Genomic DNA, 21,569 nt, shown 5'->3' on the forward strand with positions numbered 1-21,569 from the left:
GTGTGGTGGCCGTCCTCTCAGGTCGCCGGGTAGTTGTCGATGGGCGGCGGTTTCGGCGCGGGGACTCCGGAGAGACCGAGCGTCGCCTCGAACGCCTTCTTCCAGTTGCCGTTCTTCTCGTTGGTCTCCAGCGCGTCGTTGAGGGCGAACCGCAGCGCGTTGTCGCTGCGCGGGACCCCGATGCCGTACGGCTCCTCGGAGAAGGGCTTGCCGACGACCTTCATCTCGTCGGGCGCCTTCGCGGCGAAGCCCAGCAGGATCGCGTCGTCGGTGGTGACGACGTCGACCTGGTACGTCAGCAGGTTGTCGACGCAGATCGAGTACGTGTCGTAGGCGACCAGGTCCGCCTTCGGGTAGTCGGCGGCGATCCGCTGGTACGGGGTCGACCCGGCCGCCGAACAGACCGTCTTGCCGGCGAGGTCCTGCGGTCCGTGGATGTCGTTCTCGTCCGTACGGACCAGCAGCCCCTGGCCTGCCATGTAGTAGGGGCCGGCGAACCCGACGAGCTTCTTGCGCATGTCGTTGATGGTGTAGGTGCCGACGTAGTAGTCGATCTGCCCGTTCTGCAGGGCGGTCTCGCGGTTGGCCGAAGCGATGGTCTTGAACCTGATCGTCTTCGGGTCGAAGCCGAGCGAGGCCGCCATCATCCGGGCGATCTCGATGTCGAAACCGGAGTAGACGCCGGTGGCCGGGTCCTTCTCACCGAGGTAGGGCTGGTCCTCCTTGGCCCCTACCCGCAGATATCCGCGCTTCTTCGCGCTGGTCCAGGTCTTGGAGTCCGGCAGCTGGAAGCCGGTGTCGACCTTGTAGACGGGCAACGCCTCGGCCTGCGGACCCTTCACCGGCGGGCTTCCGTCCTTGCCGCAGCCCGCGGCGAGGACTGCCAGCAGGAGACCGGCACAGGCGGCCAGCACTCTTCTCGTACGCAACACAGGGCCTCCCGTCAGTGCTTGAGGATCTTGGACAGGAAGTCCTTGGCGCGGTCGCTCTCCGGAGCGGTGAAGAAGTCCTCCGGGGTGCGGTCCTCGATGATGCGGCCGTCGGCCATGAAGACGACGCGGTTGGCCGCGGATCGGGCGAAACCCATTTCGTGGGTGACGACGACCATGGTCATGCCCTCGCGGGCGAGCTGCTGCATCACCTCCAGCACCTCATTGATCATCTCCGGGTCGAGGGCCGAGGTGGGCTCGTCGAAGAGGAGCGCCTTCGGGTCCATGGCGAGGGCACGGGCAATGGCCACGCGCTGCTGCTGGCCTCCGGAGAGCTGTGCGGGGAACTTGTCGGCCTGGCTGACGAGCCCCACTCGCTCCAGGAGTTCCCGGGACCGCCGGTCGGCCTCGTCCTTCTTCCGTTTGCGGACCTTGAGCTGCGCCAACGAGACATTGGCCAGCACCGTCTTGTGCGCGAACAGATTGAACGACTGGAAGACCATGCCGACTTCGGCCCTCAGCTGCGCCAGGCCCTTGCCCTCCTCGGGGAGCGGCCTCCCGTCGATGGAGATGTGGCCCGACTCGACCGTCTCAAGGCGGTTGATGGTCCGGCAGAGCGTCGACTTCCCGGAGCCGGAGGGGCCGATGACCACCACCACCTCCCCGCGGCCGACGGTGAGATTGATGTCCTGCAGTACGTGCAACTTTCCGTAGAACTTATTGACGTCACGCAGCTCGATCAACGGATCGACGGCCATACGCTGCCCTACCCACTTATCGCTATGTCGAGGTCAGCGCAAACTATCCGCCCCGGAAAGGGACTTCACACCCGACACGCGTAAATGGGGCATAAGGCGTTTTATCTCGTCACACGGAACACGAGGCGGTGCATCACCCCTCGGCCGACTCCGAGTACACCTGTGACAGCTCGGGGCTGCCCGTCATCGCCCAGTCGAGACCGGCCTCGACCACATCGATCTCCCGCCCCGAAGGAAGGCGCACCACGGGCTGACCGCTCGGCCGGATGTGCCAGAGCGCCCCGGCGACATTGCGCACCAGGACCGTGCCGAGATAGAGCCCCGCATCGTTGCCCAGCCAGGGCAACTCCTCCGGATCGTCACGCCAGCGCGGTGGCAGCTGATCCAGTGCGGCCAACGAGGCCGGGCTGTCGTCGAGTTCGAGCCCCCGCTCCCCCACCCGGGCGCGCAGCAGCTCACATTCCGCGAGCAGTTCGGCCACGCCTTCCGGATCGGCCTCGACGGCGACCGCGAGCCCCGCCCGTCGCGTTCCGTCGTGACGCTTACGCCAGTTGTCCAAGAAGGGGATGTTCATACCACTCAGGTTCCCATCCCGGCACGGTTCCGCACCACAGGGCGCGCGGCCTGTCGTTCGAGTGCTGAACAGCGCGCGTACGCCTCGCGTTCACCCGGACACGCTCCCGAATGAGCGGGAACAGGGAGTGGAGAAACCCGTCCGCGGGCTGGTAGGTTCACGCTTCGTGAGCAGCCCCGAGTCCGACAGATCGTAGCCACCGGTCCCCCGGTGGCTTTCCGCGTCCGCACCTGACCGACTGCTCGTCGTCACGGCTGTCGCCCTGCCGCCCTCCGGACCCACGCGATGCGGGTCGCGCTCGTCCTCGCGCACGGCAGAACTCTTCCGGCACCTCACAGCCCTGCTGCCGCCGTGCCGTTCCGCCGCGTTGCCGCTCGACACCACGAGCGGGTGCGGCCCGCATCCCCGACCGGTTCTCCTTCTCAGCCGTCCATGGGGTTCTTCATGCCGTTTTCCGTCTACGCGCTCGGGCTCGCCGTCTTCGCCCAGGGCACTTCCGAGTTCATGCTGTCCGGCCTGCTGTCGGACATCTCCGAGGACCTGCGCGTCTCCATCCCCGCCGCGGGTCTGCTGACCTCGGCGTTCGCCGTGGGGATGTTTCTCGGGGCGCCTGCCATGGCGCTCCTGGGCCGCAACTGGCCGCGCCGCCGTGCCCTGTTGTCCTTCCTCTGCGTCTTCGCCGCCGTGCACGTCATCGGTGCGGTGACCTCCAGTTACGGAGTGCTACTGGCGACGCGGGTCGTCGCGGCGGTGGCCAATGCCGGGTTCTGGGCCGTCGCCCTGGTGACCGCAGTCGCCCTCGCCGGGCCGGGGGCGCGGGCGCGGGCCACGTCCGTAGTGGTCGGCGGTGTCACCGTCGCGTGTGTGGCCGGGGTGCCCGCCGGAGCGTGGCTGGGCGGCCAGTGGGGGTGGCGTGCGGCGTTCTGGGCCGTGGCCCTCGTCGCACTGCCGGCGATCGCCGTGATCGCGGCGACGATTCCGGCGGGCCGGCACGGGGCCGTCCTGCCGAGCGCGTACGCCGAACTGCGAACCCTGGCCGGACCCCGGCTGCTGCTGACCCTGCTGACGAGCGCGCTCGTCCAAGGCGCGACCTTCTGCGCGTTCTCCTACCTCGAACCGGTCGCGCGGCACGTCACGGGCCTCGGAACCACATGGGTGCCCGTCCTGCTCTCGCTGTTCGGTGTGGGTTCGTTCATCGGTGTCACCGTCTGCGGCCGGATCATCGACTCCCGACCGGTCGCGCCGGCCGCGGTCGGGATGTCCGCTCTGGCCGTCGGCTGGGCCCTGTTCGCGTCAGGTGCGGGCAGCCCGGTGGCGGTGATCGCGCTCGTCCTCGTCCAGGGCATGCTCGCGTTCGGCACCGGGACAGCACTGATCGCGCACGTGTTCCGGCTGGCGGGCGGAGCGCCGACCCTGGCGGGCTCGTTCGCCACCGCGGCGTTCAACGCGGGCGCCGCACTGGGGCCGTGGCTCGGCGGACTCGCGATCGGCGCCGGGTTCGGCTTCCGGGCGCCGCTGTGGGTGAGCGCACTGCTCATGGTCCTGGCACTCGGCACCGCGGCAGCCGCCCTGGAGACCGTACGTACCCAGATGCCGCAGACGGACGTCTGAGCACAGCCTCTGCTCAGAGGTCGAGGTCGACGACCACCGGGGCGTGGTCGGAGGCCCCCTTGCCCTTGCGCTCCTCGCGGTCCACGTAACTGTCCTTGACCGAGGCGGTGAACGGGGCGTTGCCGTAGACGAGGTCGATACGCATGCCCTTGTTCTTCGGGAAGCGCAGCTCACGGTAGTCCCAGAAGGTGTACGGGCGGTCGTACTTGAGCGGCCGGGGCATCACGTCGGCGAGGCCCTCCTCGCGCAGGGTGGCGAGGGCGGCCCGCTCGGCGGGGGTGACATGGGTGGCGCCCTCGAAGAGGGCCGGGTCCCATACGTCGTCATCGGTCGGGGCCACGTTGAAGTCACCGAGGACGGCGAACGGCTGCGCCCCCGCGGCGTCCGCCGCCATGGCCTTCTGCAGCGCGTCGAGCCAGCGCAGCTTGTACGCGTAGTGCTCGTGCTCGACCTCGCGGCCGTTGGGCACGTAGACCGACCAGAGGCGGACCGGGCCACAGGTCGCACTGATCGCCCGCGGCTCCTGCACGCCGTCGTAGTCGGGGCCGCCGGGCAGCCCCGTCACGACGTCGGCCAGACCGACGCGGGAGATCATCGCCACCCCGTTCCACCGGCCCGTGGCGTTGACCGCGGACTCGTATCCGAGCTCACGCAGCGCCTCGGCCGGGAACTGCTCGGCCGTGCACTTGGTCTCCTGGACGCAGAGCACGTCCGTGCCGGTGCTCTCGAGCCAGGCCAGCAGCCTCGGCAGGCGGGCGGTGATCGAATTGACGTTCCAGGTGGCGATGCGCATGTACGTAAACCTATCGGCTCCCTCTGACAGTCGCCGGGGCGGCGCCCGTCACACGCCGGTCGACTCGCCCGTCACACGCCGGTCGACTCGCCGGAGGCCAGCCTGGCATGGCCGGCGCCGCCCAGATTGCCGATGTGGGTGTCGTAGATCGGACGGGCCAGATCGGTGAGCAACGCGTCATGGATGTCGATGGCGCGGCGCGGCCCGACCTCCCGGACGTAGTCGATGACCTCGGAGATCTTGCTCCAGGGTGCCATCACCGGAAGGAGGAGCGTGTCGACCGGCTGCCCGGGCACGGTGAGGGCGTCGCCGGGGTGGAAGACGGACCCCTCCATCAGGAAGCCGATGTTCGTCACCCTCGGAAGGTCCGGGTGGATCACCGCGTGGAGCTCACCGTGCACCTGGACGTCGAACCCGGCGGCGGAGAAGGTGTCGCCGTGTCCGACGGTGTGGACCCGCCCCGGGAACGCCGCGGCGAGCTGTGTGGCCACGCTGTGCAGGGTCCAGATCTCCGCGCCCGGGTCGGCCTCCAGGCCGGCGCGCAGCCGCTCCTCGTCGAAGTGGTCGGGGTGCTCGTGCGTCACCAGGATCGCCTCGGCGCCGATCGCGGCATCCTGCTCGGAGAACCCGCCCGGGTCGATGACGAGCGTGCGCCCGCCCCTCTCCAGGCGGATGCAGGAGTGGGACTGCTTGGTCAGCGTGAGCGCGAGCGGCTCGGGGTTCTGGGCGTTCATGCAGCCCATCCTGCTATGCGGGAGGTGTCGTTTCGGCCCGAATCACGGACTGGGCGATCGTGAAGGCGGCGCTCGCCGCCGGAATCCCGCAGTACACGGCGGTCTGCAGCAGCACTTCCCTGATCTCGGCCGGGGTGAGGCCGTTGCGCAGGGCGGCGCTGACATGGGCGGCCAGACCCTCCAGGTGTCCCGAGGCGACGAGAGCGGTGAGCGTGACACTGCTGCGGGTGCGCCGGTCCAGCCCCTCCCGGCTCCAGACCTCGCCCCAGGCGTACCGGGTGACGAGTTCCTGGAAGTCGCCCGTGAAGTCGTCGGCGGCGGCCATGACCCCGTCGACATGGGCGTCACCGAGCACCTCACGGCGGATCTTCATGCCCGGCTCGTACGGGTCGGCGCGCCCGCCGGCTTCCGCTTCGGGCTGCGCGGCGGCGGTGAGCTCCGCGACGGGCAGCACGGGCGCGGAGAGCCTGGGCACGAACGAGGGCACGGGAATGGCCGCCAGGGTGTCCTGCCACGCCGTGGAGAAGTGGGTGAGCAGGAGATCGGTGACGGCCGCCGGCTGCTCGACCGGGGCCAGGTGGGAGGTCCCCGGGACGAGGGCGAGCCGTGCGTCGGGTATCCCCGCGACCAGGGTCCTGGCGTCACCGGGGCCGGTGACCTGGTCCTCGGCACCGACCAGGACGAGCGTGGGTACCCCGATCCGGCCGAGCTCACTGCGGATGTCGAAGGCGGCCAGGGCCTCGCATGCGGCGATGTAGCAACCGGGATCGGTGGTGCGGACCATCTGGACGGCCCACTCGACGATGGCCGGCTGCGCAGCGGCGAAGCCGGGCGTGAACCAGCGCTCCGGGGCGGTGCGGGCCATCGGCTCCAGCCCGTTGGTCCGGACGATCACCCCGCGCTGACGGAATTCGTCGGCACTGCCGAACCGGGCCGACGAGGCCACCAGCGCCAGCGAGGCGACCCTCCGCGGGTGGCGCAGCGCGAGGTCGGCGCCGATCGCGCCGCCGATGGAGCAGCCCACGTAGCCGAAACGCTGCACACCGAGCCCGTCGAGGGTGGCCATCAGCCGGTCGGCGAGTACACCGATGGCGGTGGCGGGGTGCGCGGGCGCGCCGCCGTGTCCCGGGAGGTCGTAGCGGAAGACTCTCCAGTGCTGGGTGAGCTCGGGTATCTGGCGGTCCCACATGTGCCAGGTGGTACCGAGGGAGGGGCCGATCACCAGGACTGGTGCGTCTTCGGGCCCGTCAAAGCGGTATTGCAGGGTGTTCGGGGGTGTCTCGCTCACCCGCCCGACCCTCTCATCTGTCACGAGATGTCACATCGCCGGGGTGGGCATAAGGGCTGTCCCGCAATTCCTGGTGGATCAGCGCGCGGCGTCAGATGCGGCGCATCGCACGACGGAGAGGCGCCCGCATACTGGATGTATTCGGGCGTTTCGACAACGCGGCGAGGTACCGTCGCTTTGGTCGGTCTTGAGGAGATTTACCAACTCGCGGTGGCGGAAACCCGGTGGCATCGGAGAGGCCGCACGTCGCTGGCGGCGAATCGCGGTGATTGCTGATGCACGTCACCGTACCAATGAGAAGTCGCCTCCCACCCTGCGAAGTTGCGGGCACCCCCGTTGCGTTCCAACGGCTGGAAGTCGGAGACCTCGGAGTGCTCACGATCCGCCACGGACCGAATTTGAGCCACCATTCGACTTCGCCCGGAGTCGTGACCGACATCGGCGATCCAATGCCTGCCCAGCACCCCGACCTCGAGCCACGCGCGAACCAAAACCTTCTGCGGCGCGGCACGCCTCAGCCCAACCCTGCTCGCAGAGGCATGCCGGAGAGAATGACAGGTAGACGCTACGGCTGCCGCATACGTCGCAGGAGTCGCTCCCTCAGGCCACGATTCCGAGCCATCCGGAGCCTCCTGTTGCGTCACGCTGCGGGCAATGCTCCGGATGCGAATGAGGCCCTGGACGCTGCCCCCGAGGAGGAAAGTGGAGGCTTCACCTCGCTTCACCGTTCCATCCTTTCCGCTTCGCAACCCACTCGGGCAGACCTCTCACGTATATCCGAGTATCCCAGGGAATAGGTCCAGAGTTTGCCAGTTCCAGCAGCACGTAAGGGTTGTCCCGCAAATGGTCTCTGAGGAGTGTGGACGTGGTCGGTGGCCAGCCCGACCGCTCGTCTATCCGGCGAGGTTGAGGTTGTGCAGGCGAGCGATTCCGCGCATGGCGTGGTGGACGCCGTCGCCTTTGAGGCGGCAGTCGCGGAGGATCTTCCAGGTCTTCATGCGGGCGAAGACGTGCTCGACGCGGGCGCGGACCAGCTTGTGGGACTTGTTGTGTGCCTGTTTCCAGTCGGGCAGTTCTTCGCCTTTGCGGCGGCGGTGGGGCATCACGAGCCCGGTGCCTGGATAGCCGCCATCGGCGATGGTCGTGGTCTGGCCGACGGCGGCCTTCGCGCCGGACTCCTCCCACGCCTTGCAGTTGTTGCGGTTGCCCGGCAAGGGCCGGCCGACCATCACGACGAGGCGGGTGTCGGCGTCGATGACGACCTGGTGGTTCGTGGAGTACCTGTAGTTCTTCGACTGCGCGGCGATGGCGTGGTCGCGGGTGGGCACGAGAGTGCCGTCAACGATAAGCACGGCGTCCTTGGCGAACCGTTTGCAGGGCTGGAAACTCCGCTGCAGCACCACCCGCATCAGCCGCTTCGTCCAGGCGGTCCTCGTCCTTCACCTCGCATCAGCCTGAAACGGGAAGCGGCCCCCTCACGCGCGTGGGCGACGGAAATCGCAAGACAGCTCGACGGACCGCGCTGAACAATGCTCAGGTGGACTTCGTGATCGACAGCGCCCGGGTGCAGGACGCCTCTCCCCTTGCCCACACGCTCCTGGCGGCCTGGCTGCAGACCTACCCCAATCGGGACGCAGGGATCGACGAGGCATGGATCCGGGTACATCGTGGCGATGCGGTCACCAGTGAGGGCATCGCCCAGTGGCGCGGGTTCATCGAGGAGGTCGAGCGCCAGCCCGCGCATCGCTTCTGCCGTGTCGTACGCAAGGAGGACGAGATCGTCGGATTCCTGTGCGGGCGCAGAGACGAAGCGGTCAATCTCGGGCCGATGTACCTGCTACAGCAGGCACAGGGTCGACGCATCGGACGCCAGTTGATGGCGCAATTCCTCGCCTGGGCCGAACCTCCGGCAACGGAACCGGTCATGGGGCAGCGCCGGCTGCGCTCCACTTCGCTGGCGCCGAGCGAAGTTCGAGAGCATCCCACTGCTCCTCGGCCATGCTGTTTCCCTGGCGGGGGCGAGCAATCAGGCCAACCAGCGCGCCGGTTGGCCAAGACCATCGCCCGCGCCCCGCCCACCGACGAACGCAGGATCCTGTGCCACCGTCCGCGGATTCCTGCTCCGGACAGGGGACGTGGCCGCAGCCGACCACCGACCGCGCCGGGGCGGCTCGTGCCAGATGTTCGCCATGACCCGGTGAGACCGAAGTGCAATATTCCTTTTCTGTACGGGGCGTTGACCTGCTTCACCCCCGGAGCTACCGTCATCCCAAATTTCGAACTGCGTACGAAATATCGAACGCGTTGAGGTGTGCGGGGTTCCGGGATGACCCGCCGTGCCCTGACAGGAAGCGAGCCCTGCCCATGTCCGAAAAGGTCACCGTAGTGAACACTCTGAGCCGCCGGAACCTCCTGATGGGGCTGGGTGCGGCCGCCCTCGCCGTGCCGCTCGCGGCCTGTGGCGAGAAGAAGAAGCCCGGAGCCTCCGGCTCCGGGGACGGCAAGTCCAAGACGCTCACCTTCGGTTTCGCGCAGGTCGGGTCGGAGTCCGGCTGGCGGACGGCCAACACCACGTCCGTCAAGGATTCGGCGGCGAAGGCCGGAATCACGCTCAAGTTCTCCGACGCGCAGCAGAAGCAGGAGAACCAGATATCGGCGATTCGTACGTTCATCTCGCAGAAGGTGGACGTCATCGGGTTCTCACCGGTCGTAGAGACCGGCTGGGACACGGTGCTCAAGGAAGCGAAGGACGCCGGGATCCCGGTGATCCTTTCCGACCGGGCCGTGGACTCCAAGGACGAGTCGCTGTACGTGACCTTCATCGGTTCCGACTTCGTCAAGGAGGGTGAGCGCGCCGGTCAGTGGCTGGTCGACGACACCAAGGGGGACGGCCCGTTCAACGTGGTAGTGCTTGAGGGGACGACCGGTTCAGCGCCCGCCAACGACCGCGCCGAGGGGTTCAAGAACGTCGTCGGCAAGGACAGCCGCTTCAAGATCATCGCGTCGCAGACGGGTGACTTCACGCGCGCCAAGGGCAAGGAGGTCATGGAGTCGTTCCTGAAGTCCCACAAGGACATCGACGTGCTCTTCGCGCACAACGACGACATGGCGATCGGCGCCATCCAGGCCATCGAGGAGGCCGGCAAGAAGCCCGGCACCGACATCCGGATCGTCTCCATCGACGGCATCAAGGAAGCCTTCCAGGCGATGGTCGACGGCAAGATCAACTGCGTCGTCGAGTGCAACCCGCTGATCGGCCCTCAGATCATGGACCTGGTGAAGAAGGTCGCCGCCGGCGAAAAGGTCGAGCGTCGCATCGAGTCCGAGGAAGGCGTCTTCACCCAGGACCAGGCGAAGGCCGAACTCCCCAACCGCAAGTACTGATCCGGACCTTCGAAGACGCGGAGTATCACCATGGCGGCGACGACCGCGACCGACACCCCGAGCCCCGTTCTCGAAGCCACGGGTGTGGTCAAGGAGTTCCTGGGTGTGCAGGCCCTCAAGGGGGTCGACTTCCGGCTCCATCCCGGGGAGGTGCACGCTCTGATGGGCGAGAACGGGGCCGGTAAGTCCACCCTGATCAAATGCCTCACCGGCGTGTACGAGGCGGAGGCCGGCACGATCAGGGTCAAGGGCGCCGAGGTGGTCTTCACCGGGCCGCTGCAGGCACAGGGCAGCGGCGTCGCCACCGTGTACCAGGAGATCAATCTCTGCCCGAGCCTCTCCGTCGCGGAGAACGTCCTGCTCGGACGCGAACCGCGACGGTTCGGCGGAATGATCCACTGGAAGGAACTGCGCAAGCGGGCCAGGGCGTTGATGGCCCGTCTCGAACTGGACGTCGACGTCTCCGCCTCGCTCGGCAGCCAGCCGCTCGCCGTGCAGCAGATGGTCGCCATCGCGCGCGCCGTCGACGTCGACGCCTCCGTCCTCATCCTGGACGAGCCCACCTCCAGTCTCGACGCCGAGGAGGTCAAGCGGCTCTTCCGGGTGATGCGGCGGCTGCGCGAGGAGGGTGTCGCCATCCTCTTCGTCTCCCACTTCCTGGAGCAGATCTACGAGATCAGCGACCGGATCACCGTCCTGCGGGACGGCCGGCTCATCGGGGAGTGGACGGTCGCCGAACTGCCGCGCCGCGAACTGGTCGGCAAGATGCTGGGGCAGGAGCTCAGCGCGCTCGAGGCCGAGGAGCACAACGCACCGCGTGACGTGGTCGAGACGGCCGCCGCCGAGGCGTTCGTCACCGCGCGCGGGGTCGGGCGGAAGGGGGCCGTCGCCCCCTTCGACCTGGACCTGGCGCCGGGCAAAGTCACCGGGCTCGCCGGGCTGCTCGGTTCGGGACGGAGCGAGACCGCCCGCCTCTTCGCCGGCGCCGACCGCTCCGACAGCGGGCAGCTCACCCTCGGCGGCCAGGACGTCTCGCTGCGATCGCCGCGAGCGGCGATCGACAAGGGGATCGCGTACCTCTCGGAGAACCGTCGGACCGACGGCCTGATCCCCGATCTCACCGTCCGCGAGAACATCGTCCTCGCCCTCCAGGCCGCGCACGGCTGGGCCCGCCCGCTGGCGACGAAGCGCAAGGACGAACTCGTCGACAAGTGGATGGAAGCCCTCGACATCCGGCCGCGCAACCCGGACCTGCCGGTCCGCAACCTCTCCGGTGGCAACCAGCAGAAGGTGCTGCTCGCCCGCTGGCTGCTCACCGAACCGAAACTCCTCATCCTCGACGAGCCCACCCGCGGCATCGACATCGGCGCCAAGACGCAGATCCTGCGCCTGGTCGCTGAACTCGCCGACGGCGGCATGGCCGTCCTCTTCGTCTCCGCCGAACTCGAGGAGGTCCTCCGCCTGTCCGACACCGTCGCCGTCCTGCGCGACCGCGAACTCGTCGCTACCCTGCCGAACGACGCCGGCCTGACCACCGACCGTTTGATGGAGGTCATCGCCACCGGGGCCGCAACCGCTGACAGCGGCGCCGGAGTTACCGGAGCCACCTCATGACCAGTTTCCGGGCGCTCACCGCCCATCGCCTCTTCTGGCCGCTCGCCCTGCTCGTACTGCTCCTCCTCATCGCCGCCGTCAACGACCCCGGCTTCTTCGCGGTCCGCATCCAGGGCGGTCACCTCTACGGCAGCCTCATCGACATCATCCGGCTCTCCGCTCCGCTCGGGCTGGTCGCCATCGGCATGACGCTCGTCATCGCCCTGCGCGGCATCGACCTCTCGGTCGGCGCGGTCGTCGCCATCGGCGGCGCGGTCGCCTGCACACAGATCGCGGGCCTGGTGGACCAGGGTTCGGTCGGCGGAGTGCTCTCCGCCGTGGGCCTCGCGCTCGGGCTCTCGCTCGTCGCAGGGCTGTGGAACGGGGTACTGGTCGCCGCCGTCGGCATCCAGCCGATCATCGCGACCCTGGTCCTGATGGTCGCCGGGCGCGGCATCGCGCAGATGATCACCGACGGTCAGATCGTCACCGTCTCCTCCGACCCGTACCACCTCATCGGCGGCGGCTACGTCCTCGGCCTCCCCTTCTCCTCCATCGTCGCGGGCCTGAGCATCGGCCTGGTAGCGCTGCTCGTCCGCCGCAGTGCGCTCGGTGTGCTGATCGAGTCGGTCGGAGGCAACCCCGAGGCCAGCCGCCTGGCCGGCATCAAGTCGCGCGGCATGATCATCGGGGCGTACGCCTTCTGCGGTCTCTGCGCGGGCGCCGCCGGCCTGATGATCTCCTCCAACATCTCCGGCGCGGACGGCAACAACGCCGGTCTCTGGATCGAACTCGACGCCATCTTCGCCGTCGTCATCGGCGGTACGTCACTGGTCGGCGGCCGCTTCTACCTCGGCGGTACGGTCGTCGGCGTCCTCGTCATCCAGACCATGACACAGGTCGTCCTCTCGCTCGGCCTGCCCTCCGAGACGACGCTCGTCGTCAAGGCCGTCGTGGTCACCGCGGTCTGCCTGCTCCAGTCGCCCGCCTACCGGGCCGCCGTCCGGGCCCGCTTCCTGCGGCGACGCGAGGTGGTGGCGGCCGCGAACGGCGGGCCGGCCACCACCGCCGAAGTCCCCGACCCGAGCGCGTCGTCCGCTGCGTCCGCCACACCCGCCGAGGTCCAGAAGTCATGAGCGCTCCCACCGCCACTCCTCCCACCCCCGCCCTGGAGCGCCTCCGGCTCGCGGTCTCCCACCGGCGCGGCTACGTCCCGGTCGCCTCGACCGCCCTCCTCCTGGTCGTTCTGCTCCTGGCCGGCAACTCCCGCTACTACGGCTTCCTCGACACCCAGGTCCTGCTCAACATCTTCATCAACAACGCGGGACTGCTCGTCCTCGCCGTCGGAATGACCTTCGTGATGCTGACCGGCGGCATCGACCTCTCGGTCGGCGCGATGGCGGCGCTCTCCACGATGATCTGCGCCTGGCTGACGGAGACGAACGGCTGGCCGCCCCTCGTATCGATCCTGGTGGCCCTCCTGACCGGCGCCGCGCTCGGCAAGGCCATGGGCCACATGGTCCACGACTACGGCGTGCAGCCCTTCATGGCCACTCTCGCGGGCATGTTCCTCGCCCGCGGCCTCTGCTTCGTCATCTCCACCGAATCCATCTCCATCAGCGACCCCTTCTTCACCTCGGCCGCCCAGTACCGCATCAGCGTCGGCTCCGCCTTCATCACCTGGAGCGTCGTCATCGCCTTCGCGGTCGTCGCGATCGCCTACGCCGTCCTGCACTACACCCGCTTCGGCCGCGGCGTCTACGCGGTCGGTGACAACCCCCAGTCCGCCGAACTCATGGCTCTCCCGGTCCGCCGCACCGTCCTCTCCGCGTATACGGTCTCGGGCGTCTGCTCCGCCCTCGGCGGCGTCCTCTTCACCTTCACCACCCAGTCCGGCTACAGCCTCAACCTCCTCGGCGGCGAACTCGACACCATCGCCGCCGTCGTCATCGGCGGCACCGTCCTCACCGGCGGCTCCGGCTACGTCCTCGGCACCGTCCTCGGCGTCACCGTCCTCGGCGTCATCCAGACCATCGTCACCTTCGAGGGCACCCTCTCCTCCTGGTGGACCAAGATCGTCACCGGTGTCCTCCTGCTGAGCTTCGTCCTGCTCCAGCGGGTGCTCACCGCCCGCCGGACGACGTAGTTCCTTCATTCCGTACGGGAAGGGGCGCGGTCCGGATCTCCCGGCCGCGCCCCTTCCCGTACGTCGGCCGATTGGGCGGTCCCGTCGGTCAAGGGCCGCGCGACTCCGGCTTTCCGCTGTCCCGCTGCGTCCTCCATCGCCGGCCTGCACCCTGGAGGTGAGGCCCCCTCCCCGACCGCGAGGAAGAGACGAGGTGGAACACGATGTCGTATGCCCGCTCCGTAACACTGGATGGCGCCTTCGACGAGACGGTCACAGCAGTACGCAAGGCTCTGGCCGACCAGGGCTTCGGCGTGCTCACGGAGATCGACGTGCAGGCCACGCTGAAGGCGAAGCTCGGTCACGAGATGAAGGAGTACCTGATTCTCGGCGCATGCAATCCTGCTCTGGCCCGGCAGGCACTGGATGCAGACGCGTCGGTCGGGCTGCTGCTTCCCTGCAACGTCGTTGTCCGCACCGTGGGCGACCACGTAGTGGTGCAGGCGGTGGACCCCGCCACCATGGTCACCTTGACCGGCCTCGACGCCATGGAGCCGGTCGCAGAGCAGGCGACCCGCCTCCTCGACGCCGCCTTGGCCGTTCTCGCGGAGGAAAGGGGCGGCGGGCACTGATACGGAGCGGAATGATCAGCCACGAAGTAGGGCGGACGGGCCCTTCGGCCCCTCAGCCGTACTCCTCCGCGGGCGGACAGCGGGATGTTCACGCACCATCACTTCCAGGGCGCGACCGAGCAACTCCGGTGCCCTCCACGCGTGCTGGGTAGCCACACCGCGCGAATCCGGTGTCCTCCCCGCCCATCGGATACGTACGACTGCACCGAGCGCACGTGCTGCACCCGAAGGGCGCCCTCTCACCCCGGTCCGGATGAACCACCCGACCCTGTCGGGCCCCCTGGGTGAAATGCGGTCCGCACGACGCGGGCCGCGACGAATCCGGCGGGCGCGCACGCGAGAGCGATCCCGGCGCCCTCCCAGCCGAGCGGCTCGGTCTCCAGGATCGAGCCCAGGAAGGGCACGTACAGCGCCGCCGCGGCCAGCAGGGCAGAGGCGAGGACGGACAACGGGAGGAACGGGTTCTCCTTGGTCAGAAGTCGCGTACGCAGTCCCAGGGCGACGCCGAGCTGGGCAGCCAGCAGGGCGAGGAAGAGGACGCTCTGCCAGGCAAGGTCCGATGCCTGAGCGGCAAGTCCTGCGCCGAGGGAGGCAGCCGTGACGGCGGCCCCGAGAAGGAGCAGCCGCTGCCAGGCACCACCGCCGAGAATATGCTGGTCAGGCGGGCGAGGGGGGCGGCACATCGCTCCCGGGGACGCTGGTTCGGCACCCATCGCGACGCCGGTGAGGCCGTGCGTCAGGAGGTTGATCCAGAGGATCTGGCCGGCGCGAAGGGGCAGCGGGAGTCCCAGGAGCGGGCCGATGAGCATCACGAGGATCTCCGCCGCACCGCCGCCCATCCCGTAGACGAGGAAGCGGCGGATGTTGTCGTAGACACGCCGCCCCTCCTCGACGGCCGCCACGACCGTCGAGAGCTCGTCGTCCGTGAGAACAAGGTCCGCCGCCTGCCTCGCCACCTCCGTTCCACGCGCCCCCATGGCTACCCCGATGTCCGCCCGATGCAGAGCGGGGCCGTCGTTGACCCCGTCGCCGGTCATGGCGGTCACCGCTCCCCTGGCGCGCCATGCCTCCACGATGTCCAGCTTCTGCTGGGGATCCGTACGGGCGAAGACCCGCACCGACGTGAGGTCGGCGACTCGCCCCGCAGCCACGTCCTCCCCCGTGACGACGCGGTCCTGCGTCTGGCCGCCCTCGCCCAGGAGGGCGACGTGGCATGCCACCGCGCGGGCCGTCGCGGGATGGTCCCCAGTGATGAGGACGGGAGTGATGCCGGCCGCACGACAGGAGGCGAGAGTCGCCGCGGCGTGCGGTTTGGGCGGGTCGCTGAGCGCGACGAGACCGAGGAGCGCGAGCCCGGACTCCGCCTCGGCAACCGGGCTCGGGATGTCGGCCCGCAGACCCGATGCCACTGCGAGCACGCGGTATCCATGGGCAGCCAGGCGCGCGGCTTCATCGTGGGCCGCCGCAAGTACGTCAGGAGGATCGTGCAGGACGGCAGGGTCGAGGACGGCTTCGGGAGCCCCCTTCAGACAGACGAGCACCCCGTCCGCCTCGGCCTTGTGGAGCGTGGTCATGCGCCTGCGGAGGCTGTCGAAGGGTGCCTCTCCGATCCGGGGGTGAGTCACCGACAGCTTCGCCGGCTCCGGGCAGCCCGTCTTGGCGGCAGCCGCCAGCAGCGCGGCCTCCATGGGGTCGCCCAGGGCCGTCCAGCGGCCTTCGGGTGCCGCGTCGTCCGGCGGGCTCAACGTGGCGTCGTTGCACAGGACGGTCACGGTCAGTAGGTCCGTCAGGGTTTCGAGCTCGTCTGCTTCCGCGGTCCGGCCGGCGACCAGGACCTCGCCCTCGGGTTCGTACCCCACCCCCGACAGCTCGGCGGTCACGCGCGGTGTCCAGACGCGCTGGACGACCATGCGGCCCTCCGTCAGTGTGCCGGTCTTGTCGGTGGCCAGAACGGACACCGAGCCAAGCGTCTCCACTGCCGGCAGCCGCCTGACCAGAGCGTGCCGGGCGGCCATGCGCCTGGCTCCGAGTGCGAGGGCCAGGGTGACGACGGCGGGGAGGGATTCGGGGACAGCCGCCACAGCCAGGCTGATGGCCGTAACCGCCATCGTGCCCAGCGGGAGGCCCCGCACCAGACCGAGGGCGAAGACCAGGACGCACAGAGCGACCGTCACGGCTGCGAGGACGCGCCCGAGTGCGGCGAGCCGCCGCTGCAGCGGCGTCGGTTCGTGACGTTCGTCGAGAAGAGCCGCGATGCGCCCGAGCGCGCTGTGTGCCCCGGTCGCCGTGACCATGGCCACGCCCCGGCCGCGGACGACGACCGTCCCTGCGCTCAGGTATGCGCCGGCGTCCTTGTCGACGGGCACGGACTCCCCGGTGAGCATCGACTCGTCCACCAGGACGGCGGAGGCCTCGGCGAGCTCGGCGTCGGCGGCGACGATGTCGCCCTCACCGACCACGAGTACGTCACCTGGGACGATCACCGCCGCCGGGAGGTCGCGCAGGGCGCCGTCACGCCGCACGCGCGCGTGCGGGGCGGTGAGGGCCGAGAGTGCGGCGACGGCGTTGTCGGCCCGGATCTCCTGCACCACGCCAACGGTCGTGTTGACCAGGACGACCAGCCCGATGACGACGGCGTCGGGATAGTCAGCGATCGCGAGGGTCAGCACGACCGCCCCGAGAAGCACCATGATCAGCGGGTCGGTCAGTTGGGCCAGCACCCGGCTGCTGAGCCTTACGGGCGTCTTCGCATCAACCTCGTTGGGGCCGGTGTCGGCCAGCCGGCGGGCGGCTTCCCCCTCGGTGAGTCCCGCGGTCTCCTGTGCCGAGGCGCGCGCCCGGTTCGCCGCTGACCAGGTCATGGCCCGCTCACCCGACGGGGACGGTGATCACCGGGCAGTGGGCGCAGCGCGTGAAGCCGTCCCGGGCGAGAGCAGGGGATCGGCTGTTCCCGAGAACCGACTCCGCGCAGTATGTCGTTCACGTCTCCGCGACCCGAGCGGCAAAGGCGGGTGGAACGATCTCCACCGGGCAGTGGGCGTGGTGGAGAAGGACGTGGGCGACGCGGCCCAGGGACGGGCCCGCGCCCAGGGCGCGGTGTTCCCTGCCCATCACCAGGAGATCGGTGTGGGCACTCGCCTCCACCAGGATCCCGGGCGTGCTCGTGCCCGTCTCGACGTGATGGCTGACGGTCAGGTGGGGATAGAACTCCCGCGCGAGATCGGCAAGCGTCTTGACTTCGTGCACGCGTTGCCGGGCGATGCCGTCAAGGTCGTCCAGCATGGTCGCGACACTGCCGACGTGGGTGAGCACGTTCCAGACACTCACCAGCCGCAACGCCGCCTTGCGGGCGTCTGCCTCGGCAGCCGCGACGAGCAGCCAGCCCAGATCCGATGCACCGTGCACGGCTGCTGTCACCGAGCCCGACAGGGGACGGTCGCCGTCACCGCGCACCACGATCGTGGGTACCTCGGCACGGCCCGCCACACCCAGACCGACGGATCCGAGTCTGAGAGAGGCGAAGCCGCCGAGCCCCCGGCTCCCCACCACGATCGTGCCCCGGTGGCCGGCCGCCGCCCGGAGACCGGCCACCGGCTCTTGGCGACTCAGGTCCTCGGTAACCGGGAGGTCCGGAAAGAGGTCACGGACCGCACTCGCGGTCTCGGCCAGCAGATCGCGGCCCGCTTCACGCACCGCCCGGATCGTTCCGGCGTCGGCAAAGGCTGCCCGCCGGTCGGTGTCGGCGGCGTGGACGAGATGCAGGGGCCGCCCCCGTCGGTCCGCCTCGTGGGCGGCCCAGAGCACGGCCCCGCGCCCGGAGGATGATCCGTCGACTCCCACGACGACGTCGCCCAGCTCCGGGCGAGTAGGGGTCTCGCTGGTCATGGCTCCTCCTCCGGGTACGCCCGAGGCTCGGGAGCGCGTCCCTGAGGGCTGTCCCGCACTTCCTGGCGGGCGCCCTGACCCGCCCCTTGCCGTAGCCGGGGGCGCCGCCCCGGGCCCTGCGTCTCAAGCGACGACAGCTGCGCGGTGGTCCACCAGGAATTGTGGGCCAGCCCTGAGGGACGACTCCTCCCACACTGGCATCGTCGTGGGCCTCCTCGGGGTGGGCCGTTCGGTCCCGATCGAGCCCTGCCCGGCCCTGCTGCCCGAAGCGACACGGCACCACCCTGGGGGTGGATGGCGAATCGGCACGGGCTCGACGGCCGTCCCGCCTCTTTTCGGCCTGGTGTCGGTGGCCGTCTCGGGGTCCCGGAGCGCGGCAAGCGGGAGTCGTCGGTGACGACGAGCAGGGAGGAATTGGCCACGGCGGCTGCGACGGACACCCCACAACAGGGCTTGACGCCCAGACGTACCGGAGGGCCGGTCATGAAGCACCCACGAACCGTCGACGACGTGATGACCCATGCGGTGGTCTCCGCCAGACTCGACGCACCGGTCAAGGAGATCGTCCAGTCCATGCGGCGCTGGGGAGTGAGTGCGGTGCCCGTGCTGTCGGCCGAGGGGCGGGTCGTCGGCGTGGTGTCCGAGGCGGACGTACTCGGCAAGGTTCCGGGAGAGGACCAGGACGGCCCGGTGCCGGCGACGGCGGGCAGCTTGATGACCGCGCCGCCCGTTACCGTTCCGCGGGGTGCCACGATCGCGGCGGCCGCGCGGCTGATGGGCCGAGGCCATCTCAAGCGCCTTCCCGTGGTGGACGAGGACGGCCGTCCGGTCGGTGTCGCCAGCCGGGGCGACCTGCTCAAGGTCTACCTGCGCTCCGACGCCGAACTCGCAGAGGATGTGCGCCACGCGCTCCTCACGCATCTGATCCCTGAGGGCGACGCCGCGCTTGCCGTACATGTCGCGGACGGCGCGGTGACGCTCACCGGACGCCTGCCACAGTCCGTCCCTGTGGATCTGGCCCTGCGGCTGGCCCGGGGGGTGCCCGGCGTGGTCGACGCGGCGGCGGAGTTCACGAACGCGTAGCGGCCTTCGTGCCGGGCGGCGGAAAGGGCTGGACGGGCCGCGGCCAGCCCGAGGCCGCCGCTCTCACCTTCCACCATGCGCCGCGATCAGGCACCCACATAGGGACCAACCGTCCTGGAAGTGGACCATTCGGCACTGCCCGGGGGTCGGTTCCGCGCAGCAGGGTGAGATCCATGGGTACCGGGCCCCGGGAAGGAGGACCGTCATGCAGCATCGAACGGTTTTCGAGCTGATGATCCACGGCGCGGTCACCGCTGCCCCGCAGACCCCGTTCCGGCACATCGCCCGGCTCTTCGGCGAATCGACCGAGTACACCGACGAGAGCCTCGCGCTCGACGTGGAGCCACCGCGATGAACGCCGTGCCGGTGGCACCGGTGATGCCCGACTACGACAGCGCCCGGGCCGCCTTCTCATGGCGGCGCGAGCTGTCCCGGATGGCCATGCTGCCCGACGGCGGCATCAACATCGGGTACGAGGCCGTCGACCGGCACCTGCGCGAGGGCCACGGCGAACGGGTCGCCTTGCGCTGCATCGCCCGCGACGGAAGCGTCCAGACAGTCACCTTCGCCCGGCTCGCGGCCGAGAGTTCACGATTCGCGCACGTGCTGGAGATGCTGGGCGTGGAACGCGGTGAGCGGGTGTTCACTCTGCTCGGCCGCCGGTCCGAGCTGTACAGCACCGTCCTCGGGACCCTGCGTGCCGGACGGGTCCTGTGCCCCCTGTTCGCCGCCTTCGGTCCCGAACCCGTCGCACTGCGCATGGAGCTGGGCAACGCGCGGGCGTTGGTCACCACCCGGGAACTGTACGAGCGCAAGGTGGCCCCGGTCCGTTCCCGGCTTCCCCACCTGCGGCACGTCCTGCTCCTCAATCCCGGGGCCGACCCGCCCCCGGACACCCTCTCCCTCCCCGCGCTCACGGACTCCGCCCCGGACGCATACACGGTGGGCCCGACCGATCCGACGGAGCCGGCCCTGCTGCACTTCACCAGCGGCACGACAGGTACCCCCAAGGGTGCGGTACACGTGCACGAGGCGGTCCTTGCCCATCACGTCACCGCCGCCTACGCCCTGGACCTGCACGAGAGCGACGTCTTCTGGTGCACCGCCGACCCCGGCTGGGTCACCGGCATGTCGTACGGCGTCATCGCCCCGCTCACCCTCGGGGTGACGACCGTCGTCGACGAAGGGGAGTTCGCCCCCGCTCGTTGGTACGGGATCCTCGCCGACCATCGCGTCACCGTCTGGTACACGGCCCCCACCGCGCTGCGCATGCTCATGCGGGCCGCACCGCGCAGCGACGGCCGGACTTCCGCGGCGCGCCACGACCTCTCGTCGCTGCGGTTCGTCGCGAGTGTCGGCGAGCCGCTCAATCCCGAGGCCGTGCGGTGGGGCCGGGAAGCGCTCGGGCTTCCGGTGCACGACACCTGGTGGCAGACCGAGACCGGTGCCATCATGATCGCGAATTTTGCGGCCGATCCGGTGCGGCCCGGTTCGATGGGCCGACCGCTTCCGGGAGTCGAGGCCGCCGTAGTGGCGTGCGGCGAGGACGGCCGGGCCGCGGTCACCGACGGACACGTCCAGATCCTCCAGGAGCCGGGGGCCCAGGGCGAGCTCGCCCTGCGGGCGGGCTGGCCGTCGATGTTCCGCGGCTACCTCAACGAGCCGCACCGTTACGAGGCGTGCTTCGCGGGCGGCTGGTACCTGACCCGCGACCTGGTCAGCCGCGACGCCGACGGCTGGTACTGGTTCGTGGGCCGCGCCGACGACGTCATCAAGTCCGCGGGGCACCTCATCGGGCCGTTCGAGGTGGAGAGCGCGCTCATGGAGCATCCGGCCGTGGCCGAGGCCGGTGTCATCGGGCGCCCTGACCCGCTGGCCGGCGCGATCGTCAAGGCATTCGTACTTCCGCGCCCCGAGTATCCGCCCGACACCGAACTGCGGCGAGACGTAATGGCGTTCGCGCGTCGGCGCCTCGGTGCGGCCGTCGCCCCCCGGGAGATCGAGTTCGTCGGGAGTCTGCCCCACACCCGAAGCGGAAAGGTGATGCGCCGCCTGCTGCGGGCCCACGAACTGGGCCTGCCCGAGGGCGATGTGTCCACGCTGGAGACACCCGAACCGGACCGGACGACCGGGCCCTGCGGGAAGGAGCCGTGATGGTCACCGCACGCGGCAGCACGTCC

The 21,569-nt window shown here is 69.6% G+C and carries 18 protein-coding genes and 1 pseudogene; 10 read left to right on the top strand and 9 right to left on the bottom strand.

The features are described from left to right. Positions 1-17: 17 nt before the first annotated feature. From OG538_RS04875 to OG538_RS04885, 3 genes are all read right to left on the bottom strand, one after another. Entirely contained in the window at positions 18-929 is a 912-nt protein-coding gene (locus tag OG538_RS04875; RefSeq protein WP_406090493.1) for a glutamate ABC transporter substrate-binding protein, read from the bottom strand. 14 nt (positions 930-943) lie between these two features. Then, complete coding sequence (locus tag OG538_RS04880) at positions 944-1,687, bottom strand: amino acid ABC transporter ATP-binding protein (protein WP_406090495.1); 744 nt, start codon at positions 1,685-1,687, stop codon at positions 944-946. A 133-nt stretch (positions 1,688-1,820) separates the two neighbouring features. Then, a complete protein-coding gene (locus OG538_RS04885) occupies positions 1,821-2,261 on the bottom strand; it encodes a DUF6278 family protein (protein WP_406090497.1) in 441 nt (146 codons plus the stop codon). 444 nt (positions 2,262-2,705) lie between these two features. Here OG538_RS04885 and OG538_RS04890 point away from each other — a divergent pair, with 444 nt between their 5' ends. After that, the gene (locus tag OG538_RS04890; RefSeq protein ID WP_406090499.1) at positions 2,706-3,872 is read left to right on the top strand and encodes a Cmx/CmrA family chloramphenicol efflux MFS transporter; all 1,167 of its coding nucleotides are present in this window, start codon (positions 2,706-2,708) and stop codon (positions 3,870-3,872) included. A 13-nt stretch (positions 3,873-3,885) separates the two neighbouring features. On the opposite strand, the gene OG538_RS04895 is transcribed toward OG538_RS04890, so the two are convergent. The 4 genes and pseudogenes from OG538_RS04895 to OG538_RS04910 form a co-directional block, all read right to left on the bottom strand. Next, positions 3,886-4,665, bottom strand: a complete 780-nt coding sequence (locus OG538_RS04895) for an exodeoxyribonuclease III (protein WP_406090501.1) — start codon at positions 4,663-4,665, stop codon at positions 3,886-3,888. Positions 4,666-4,736: 71 nt separating this feature from the next. Continuing rightward, the gene (locus OG538_RS04900; protein WP_406090503.1) at positions 4,737-5,399 is read right to left on the bottom strand and encodes an MBL fold metallo-hydrolase; all 663 of its coding nucleotides are present in this window, start codon (positions 5,397-5,399) and stop codon (positions 4,737-4,739) included. A gap of 13 nt (positions 5,400-5,412) precedes the next feature. Further along, positions 5,413-6,687: an alpha/beta fold hydrolase gene (locus OG538_RS04905; RefSeq protein ID WP_406090505.1), complete on the bottom strand. Its 1,275-nt coding sequence runs from the start codon at positions 6,685-6,687 to the stop codon at positions 5,413-5,415. Positions 6,688-7,580: 893 nt separating this feature from the next. Beyond that, positions 7,581-8,075: pseudogene (locus OG538_RS04910) on the bottom strand (transposase); the annotation flags it as partial. Between the two features lie 149 nt (positions 8,076-8,224). Here OG538_RS04910 and OG538_RS04915 point away from each other — a divergent pair. The 6 genes from OG538_RS04915 (at position 8,225) to OG538_RS04940 (ending at position 14,421) form a co-directional block, all read left to right on the top strand. Then, positions 8,225-8,995 carry a GNAT family N-acetyltransferase gene (locus tag OG538_RS04915; protein ID WP_406090507.1) on the top strand — a complete coding sequence of 257 codons (771 nt, stop codon included), beginning with the start codon at positions 8,225-8,227 and terminating at the stop codon, positions 8,993-8,995. A gap of 107 nt (positions 8,996-9,102) precedes the next feature. After that, complete coding sequence (locus OG538_RS04920; RefSeq protein ID WP_406099983.1) at positions 9,103-10,071, top strand: ABC transporter substrate-binding protein; 969 nt, start codon at positions 9,103-9,105, stop codon at positions 10,069-10,071. A 30-nt stretch (positions 10,072-10,101) separates the two neighbouring features. Next, entirely contained in the window at positions 10,102-11,685 is a 1,584-nt protein-coding gene (locus OG538_RS04925; protein WP_406090509.1) for a sugar ABC transporter ATP-binding protein, read from the top strand. Next, a complete protein-coding gene (locus OG538_RS04930) occupies positions 11,682-12,800 on the top strand; it encodes an ABC transporter permease (RefSeq protein WP_406090511.1) in 1,119 nt (372 codons plus the stop codon). Before OG538_RS04925 ends, OG538_RS04930 begins: the two co-directional genes overlap by 4 nt. Further along, positions 12,797-13,810, top strand: coding sequence for a galactofuranose ABC transporter, permease protein YjfF (gene yjfF, locus OG538_RS04935; RefSeq protein WP_406090513.1), 1,014 nt, complete (start codon positions 12,797-12,799; stop codon positions 13,808-13,810). The genes OG538_RS04930 and yjfF overlap by 4 nt, the downstream gene beginning before the upstream one ends. A 203-nt stretch (positions 13,811-14,013) precedes the next feature. Continuing rightward, entirely contained in the window at positions 14,014-14,421 is a 408-nt protein-coding gene (locus OG538_RS04940; protein WP_406090515.1) for a DUF302 domain-containing protein, read from the top strand. A gap of 239 nt (positions 14,422-14,660) precedes the next feature. On the opposite strand, the gene OG538_RS04945 is transcribed toward OG538_RS04940, so the two are convergent. Together OG538_RS04945 and OG538_RS04950 are read right to left on the bottom strand one after the other, a co-directional pair. Then, positions 14,661-17,282, bottom strand: coding sequence for a cation-translocating P-type ATPase (locus OG538_RS04945; protein ID WP_406090517.1), 2,622 nt, complete (start codon positions 17,280-17,282; stop codon positions 14,661-14,663). A gap of 118 nt (positions 17,283-17,400) precedes the next feature. Then, positions 17,401-18,306, bottom strand: a complete 906-nt coding sequence (locus tag OG538_RS04950; protein ID WP_406090519.1) for a universal stress protein — start codon at positions 18,304-18,306, stop codon at positions 17,401-17,403. A 483-nt stretch (positions 18,307-18,789) separates the two neighbouring features. Between OG538_RS04950 and OG538_RS04955 the strand changes: the two genes are divergently transcribed. From OG538_RS04955 to acsA, 3 genes are all read left to right on the top strand, one after another. Further along, positions 18,790-19,389, top strand: a complete 600-nt coding sequence (locus OG538_RS04955) for a CBS domain-containing protein (RefSeq protein ID WP_406090521.1) — start codon at positions 18,790-18,792, stop codon at positions 19,387-19,389. Positions 19,390-19,594: 205 nt separating this feature from the next. Beyond that, a complete protein-coding gene (locus OG538_RS04960; protein ID WP_406090523.1) occupies positions 19,595-19,744 on the top strand; it encodes a hypothetical protein in 150 nt (49 codons plus the stop codon). Next, positions 19,741-21,543 carry an acetate--CoA ligase gene (acsA, locus tag OG538_RS04965; RefSeq protein ID WP_406090525.1) on the top strand — a complete coding sequence of 601 codons (1,803 nt, stop codon included), beginning with the start codon at positions 19,741-19,743 and terminating at the stop codon, positions 21,541-21,543. The genes OG538_RS04960 and acsA overlap by 4 nt, the downstream gene beginning before the upstream one ends. Positions 21,544-21,569 lie beyond the last annotated feature (26 nt).

The sequence above is a fragment of the Streptomyces sp. NBC_01013 genome (assembly GCF_045162765.1).
Taxonomy (GTDB): Bacteria; Actinomycetota; Actinomycetes; order Streptomycetales; family Streptomycetaceae; genus Streptomyces.

What these genes read in the sequence shown, in the direction of transcription:
- OG538_RS04880 (WP_406090495.1), bottom strand. Translation starts at nt 1,687, where the DNA reads ATGGCCGTCGATCCGTTGATCGAGCTGCGTGACGTCAATAAGTTCTAC.
- OG538_RS04885 (WP_406090497.1), bottom strand. Translation starts at nt 2,261, where the DNA reads ATGAACATCCCCTTCTTGGACAACTGGCGTAAGCGTCACGACGGAACG.
- OG538_RS04890 (WP_406090499.1), top strand. Translation starts at nt 2,706, where the DNA reads ATGCCGTTTTCCGTCTACGCGCTCGGGCTCGCCGTCTTCGCCCAGGGC.
- OG538_RS04895 (WP_406090501.1), bottom strand. Translation starts at nt 4,665, where the DNA reads ATGCGCATCGCCACCTGGAACGTCAATTCGATCACCGCCCGCCTGCCG.
- OG538_RS04900 (WP_406090503.1), bottom strand. Translation starts at nt 5,399, where the DNA reads ATGAACGCCCAGAACCCCGAGCCGCTCGCGCTCACGCTGACCAAGCAG.
- OG538_RS04920 (WP_406099983.1), top strand. Translation starts at nt 9,103, where the DNA reads ATGGGGCTGGGTGCGGCCGCCCTCGCCGTGCCGCTCGCGGCCTGTGGC.
- OG538_RS04925 (WP_406090509.1), top strand. Translation starts at nt 10,102, where the DNA reads ATGGCGGCGACGACCGCGACCGACACCCCGAGCCCCGTTCTCGAAGCC.
- OG538_RS04930 (WP_406090511.1), top strand. Translation starts at nt 11,682, where the DNA reads ATGACCAGTTTCCGGGCGCTCACCGCCCATCGCCTCTTCTGGCCGCTC.
- yjfF (WP_406090513.1), top strand. Translation starts at nt 12,797, where the DNA reads ATGAGCGCTCCCACCGCCACTCCTCCCACCCCCGCCCTGGAGCGCCTC.
- OG538_RS04940 (WP_406090515.1), top strand. Translation starts at nt 14,014, where the DNA reads ATGTCGTATGCCCGCTCCGTAACACTGGATGGCGCCTTCGACGAGACG.
- OG538_RS04945 (WP_406090517.1), bottom strand. Translation starts at nt 17,282, where the DNA reads ATGACCTGGTCAGCGGCGAACCGGGCGCGCGCCTCGGCACAGGAGACC.
- OG538_RS04950 (WP_406090519.1), bottom strand. Translation starts at nt 18,306, where the DNA reads ATGACCAGCGAGACCCCTACTCGCCCGGAGCTGGGCGACGTCGTCGTG.
- OG538_RS04955 (WP_406090521.1), top strand. Translation starts at nt 18,790, where the DNA reads ATGAAGCACCCACGAACCGTCGACGACGTGATGACCCATGCGGTGGTC.
- OG538_RS04960 (WP_406090523.1), top strand. Translation starts at nt 19,595, where the DNA reads ATGCAGCATCGAACGGTTTTCGAGCTGATGATCCACGGCGCGGTCACC.
- acsA (WP_406090525.1), top strand. Translation starts at nt 19,741, where the DNA reads ATGAACGCCGTGCCGGTGGCACCGGTGATGCCCGACTACGACAGCGCC.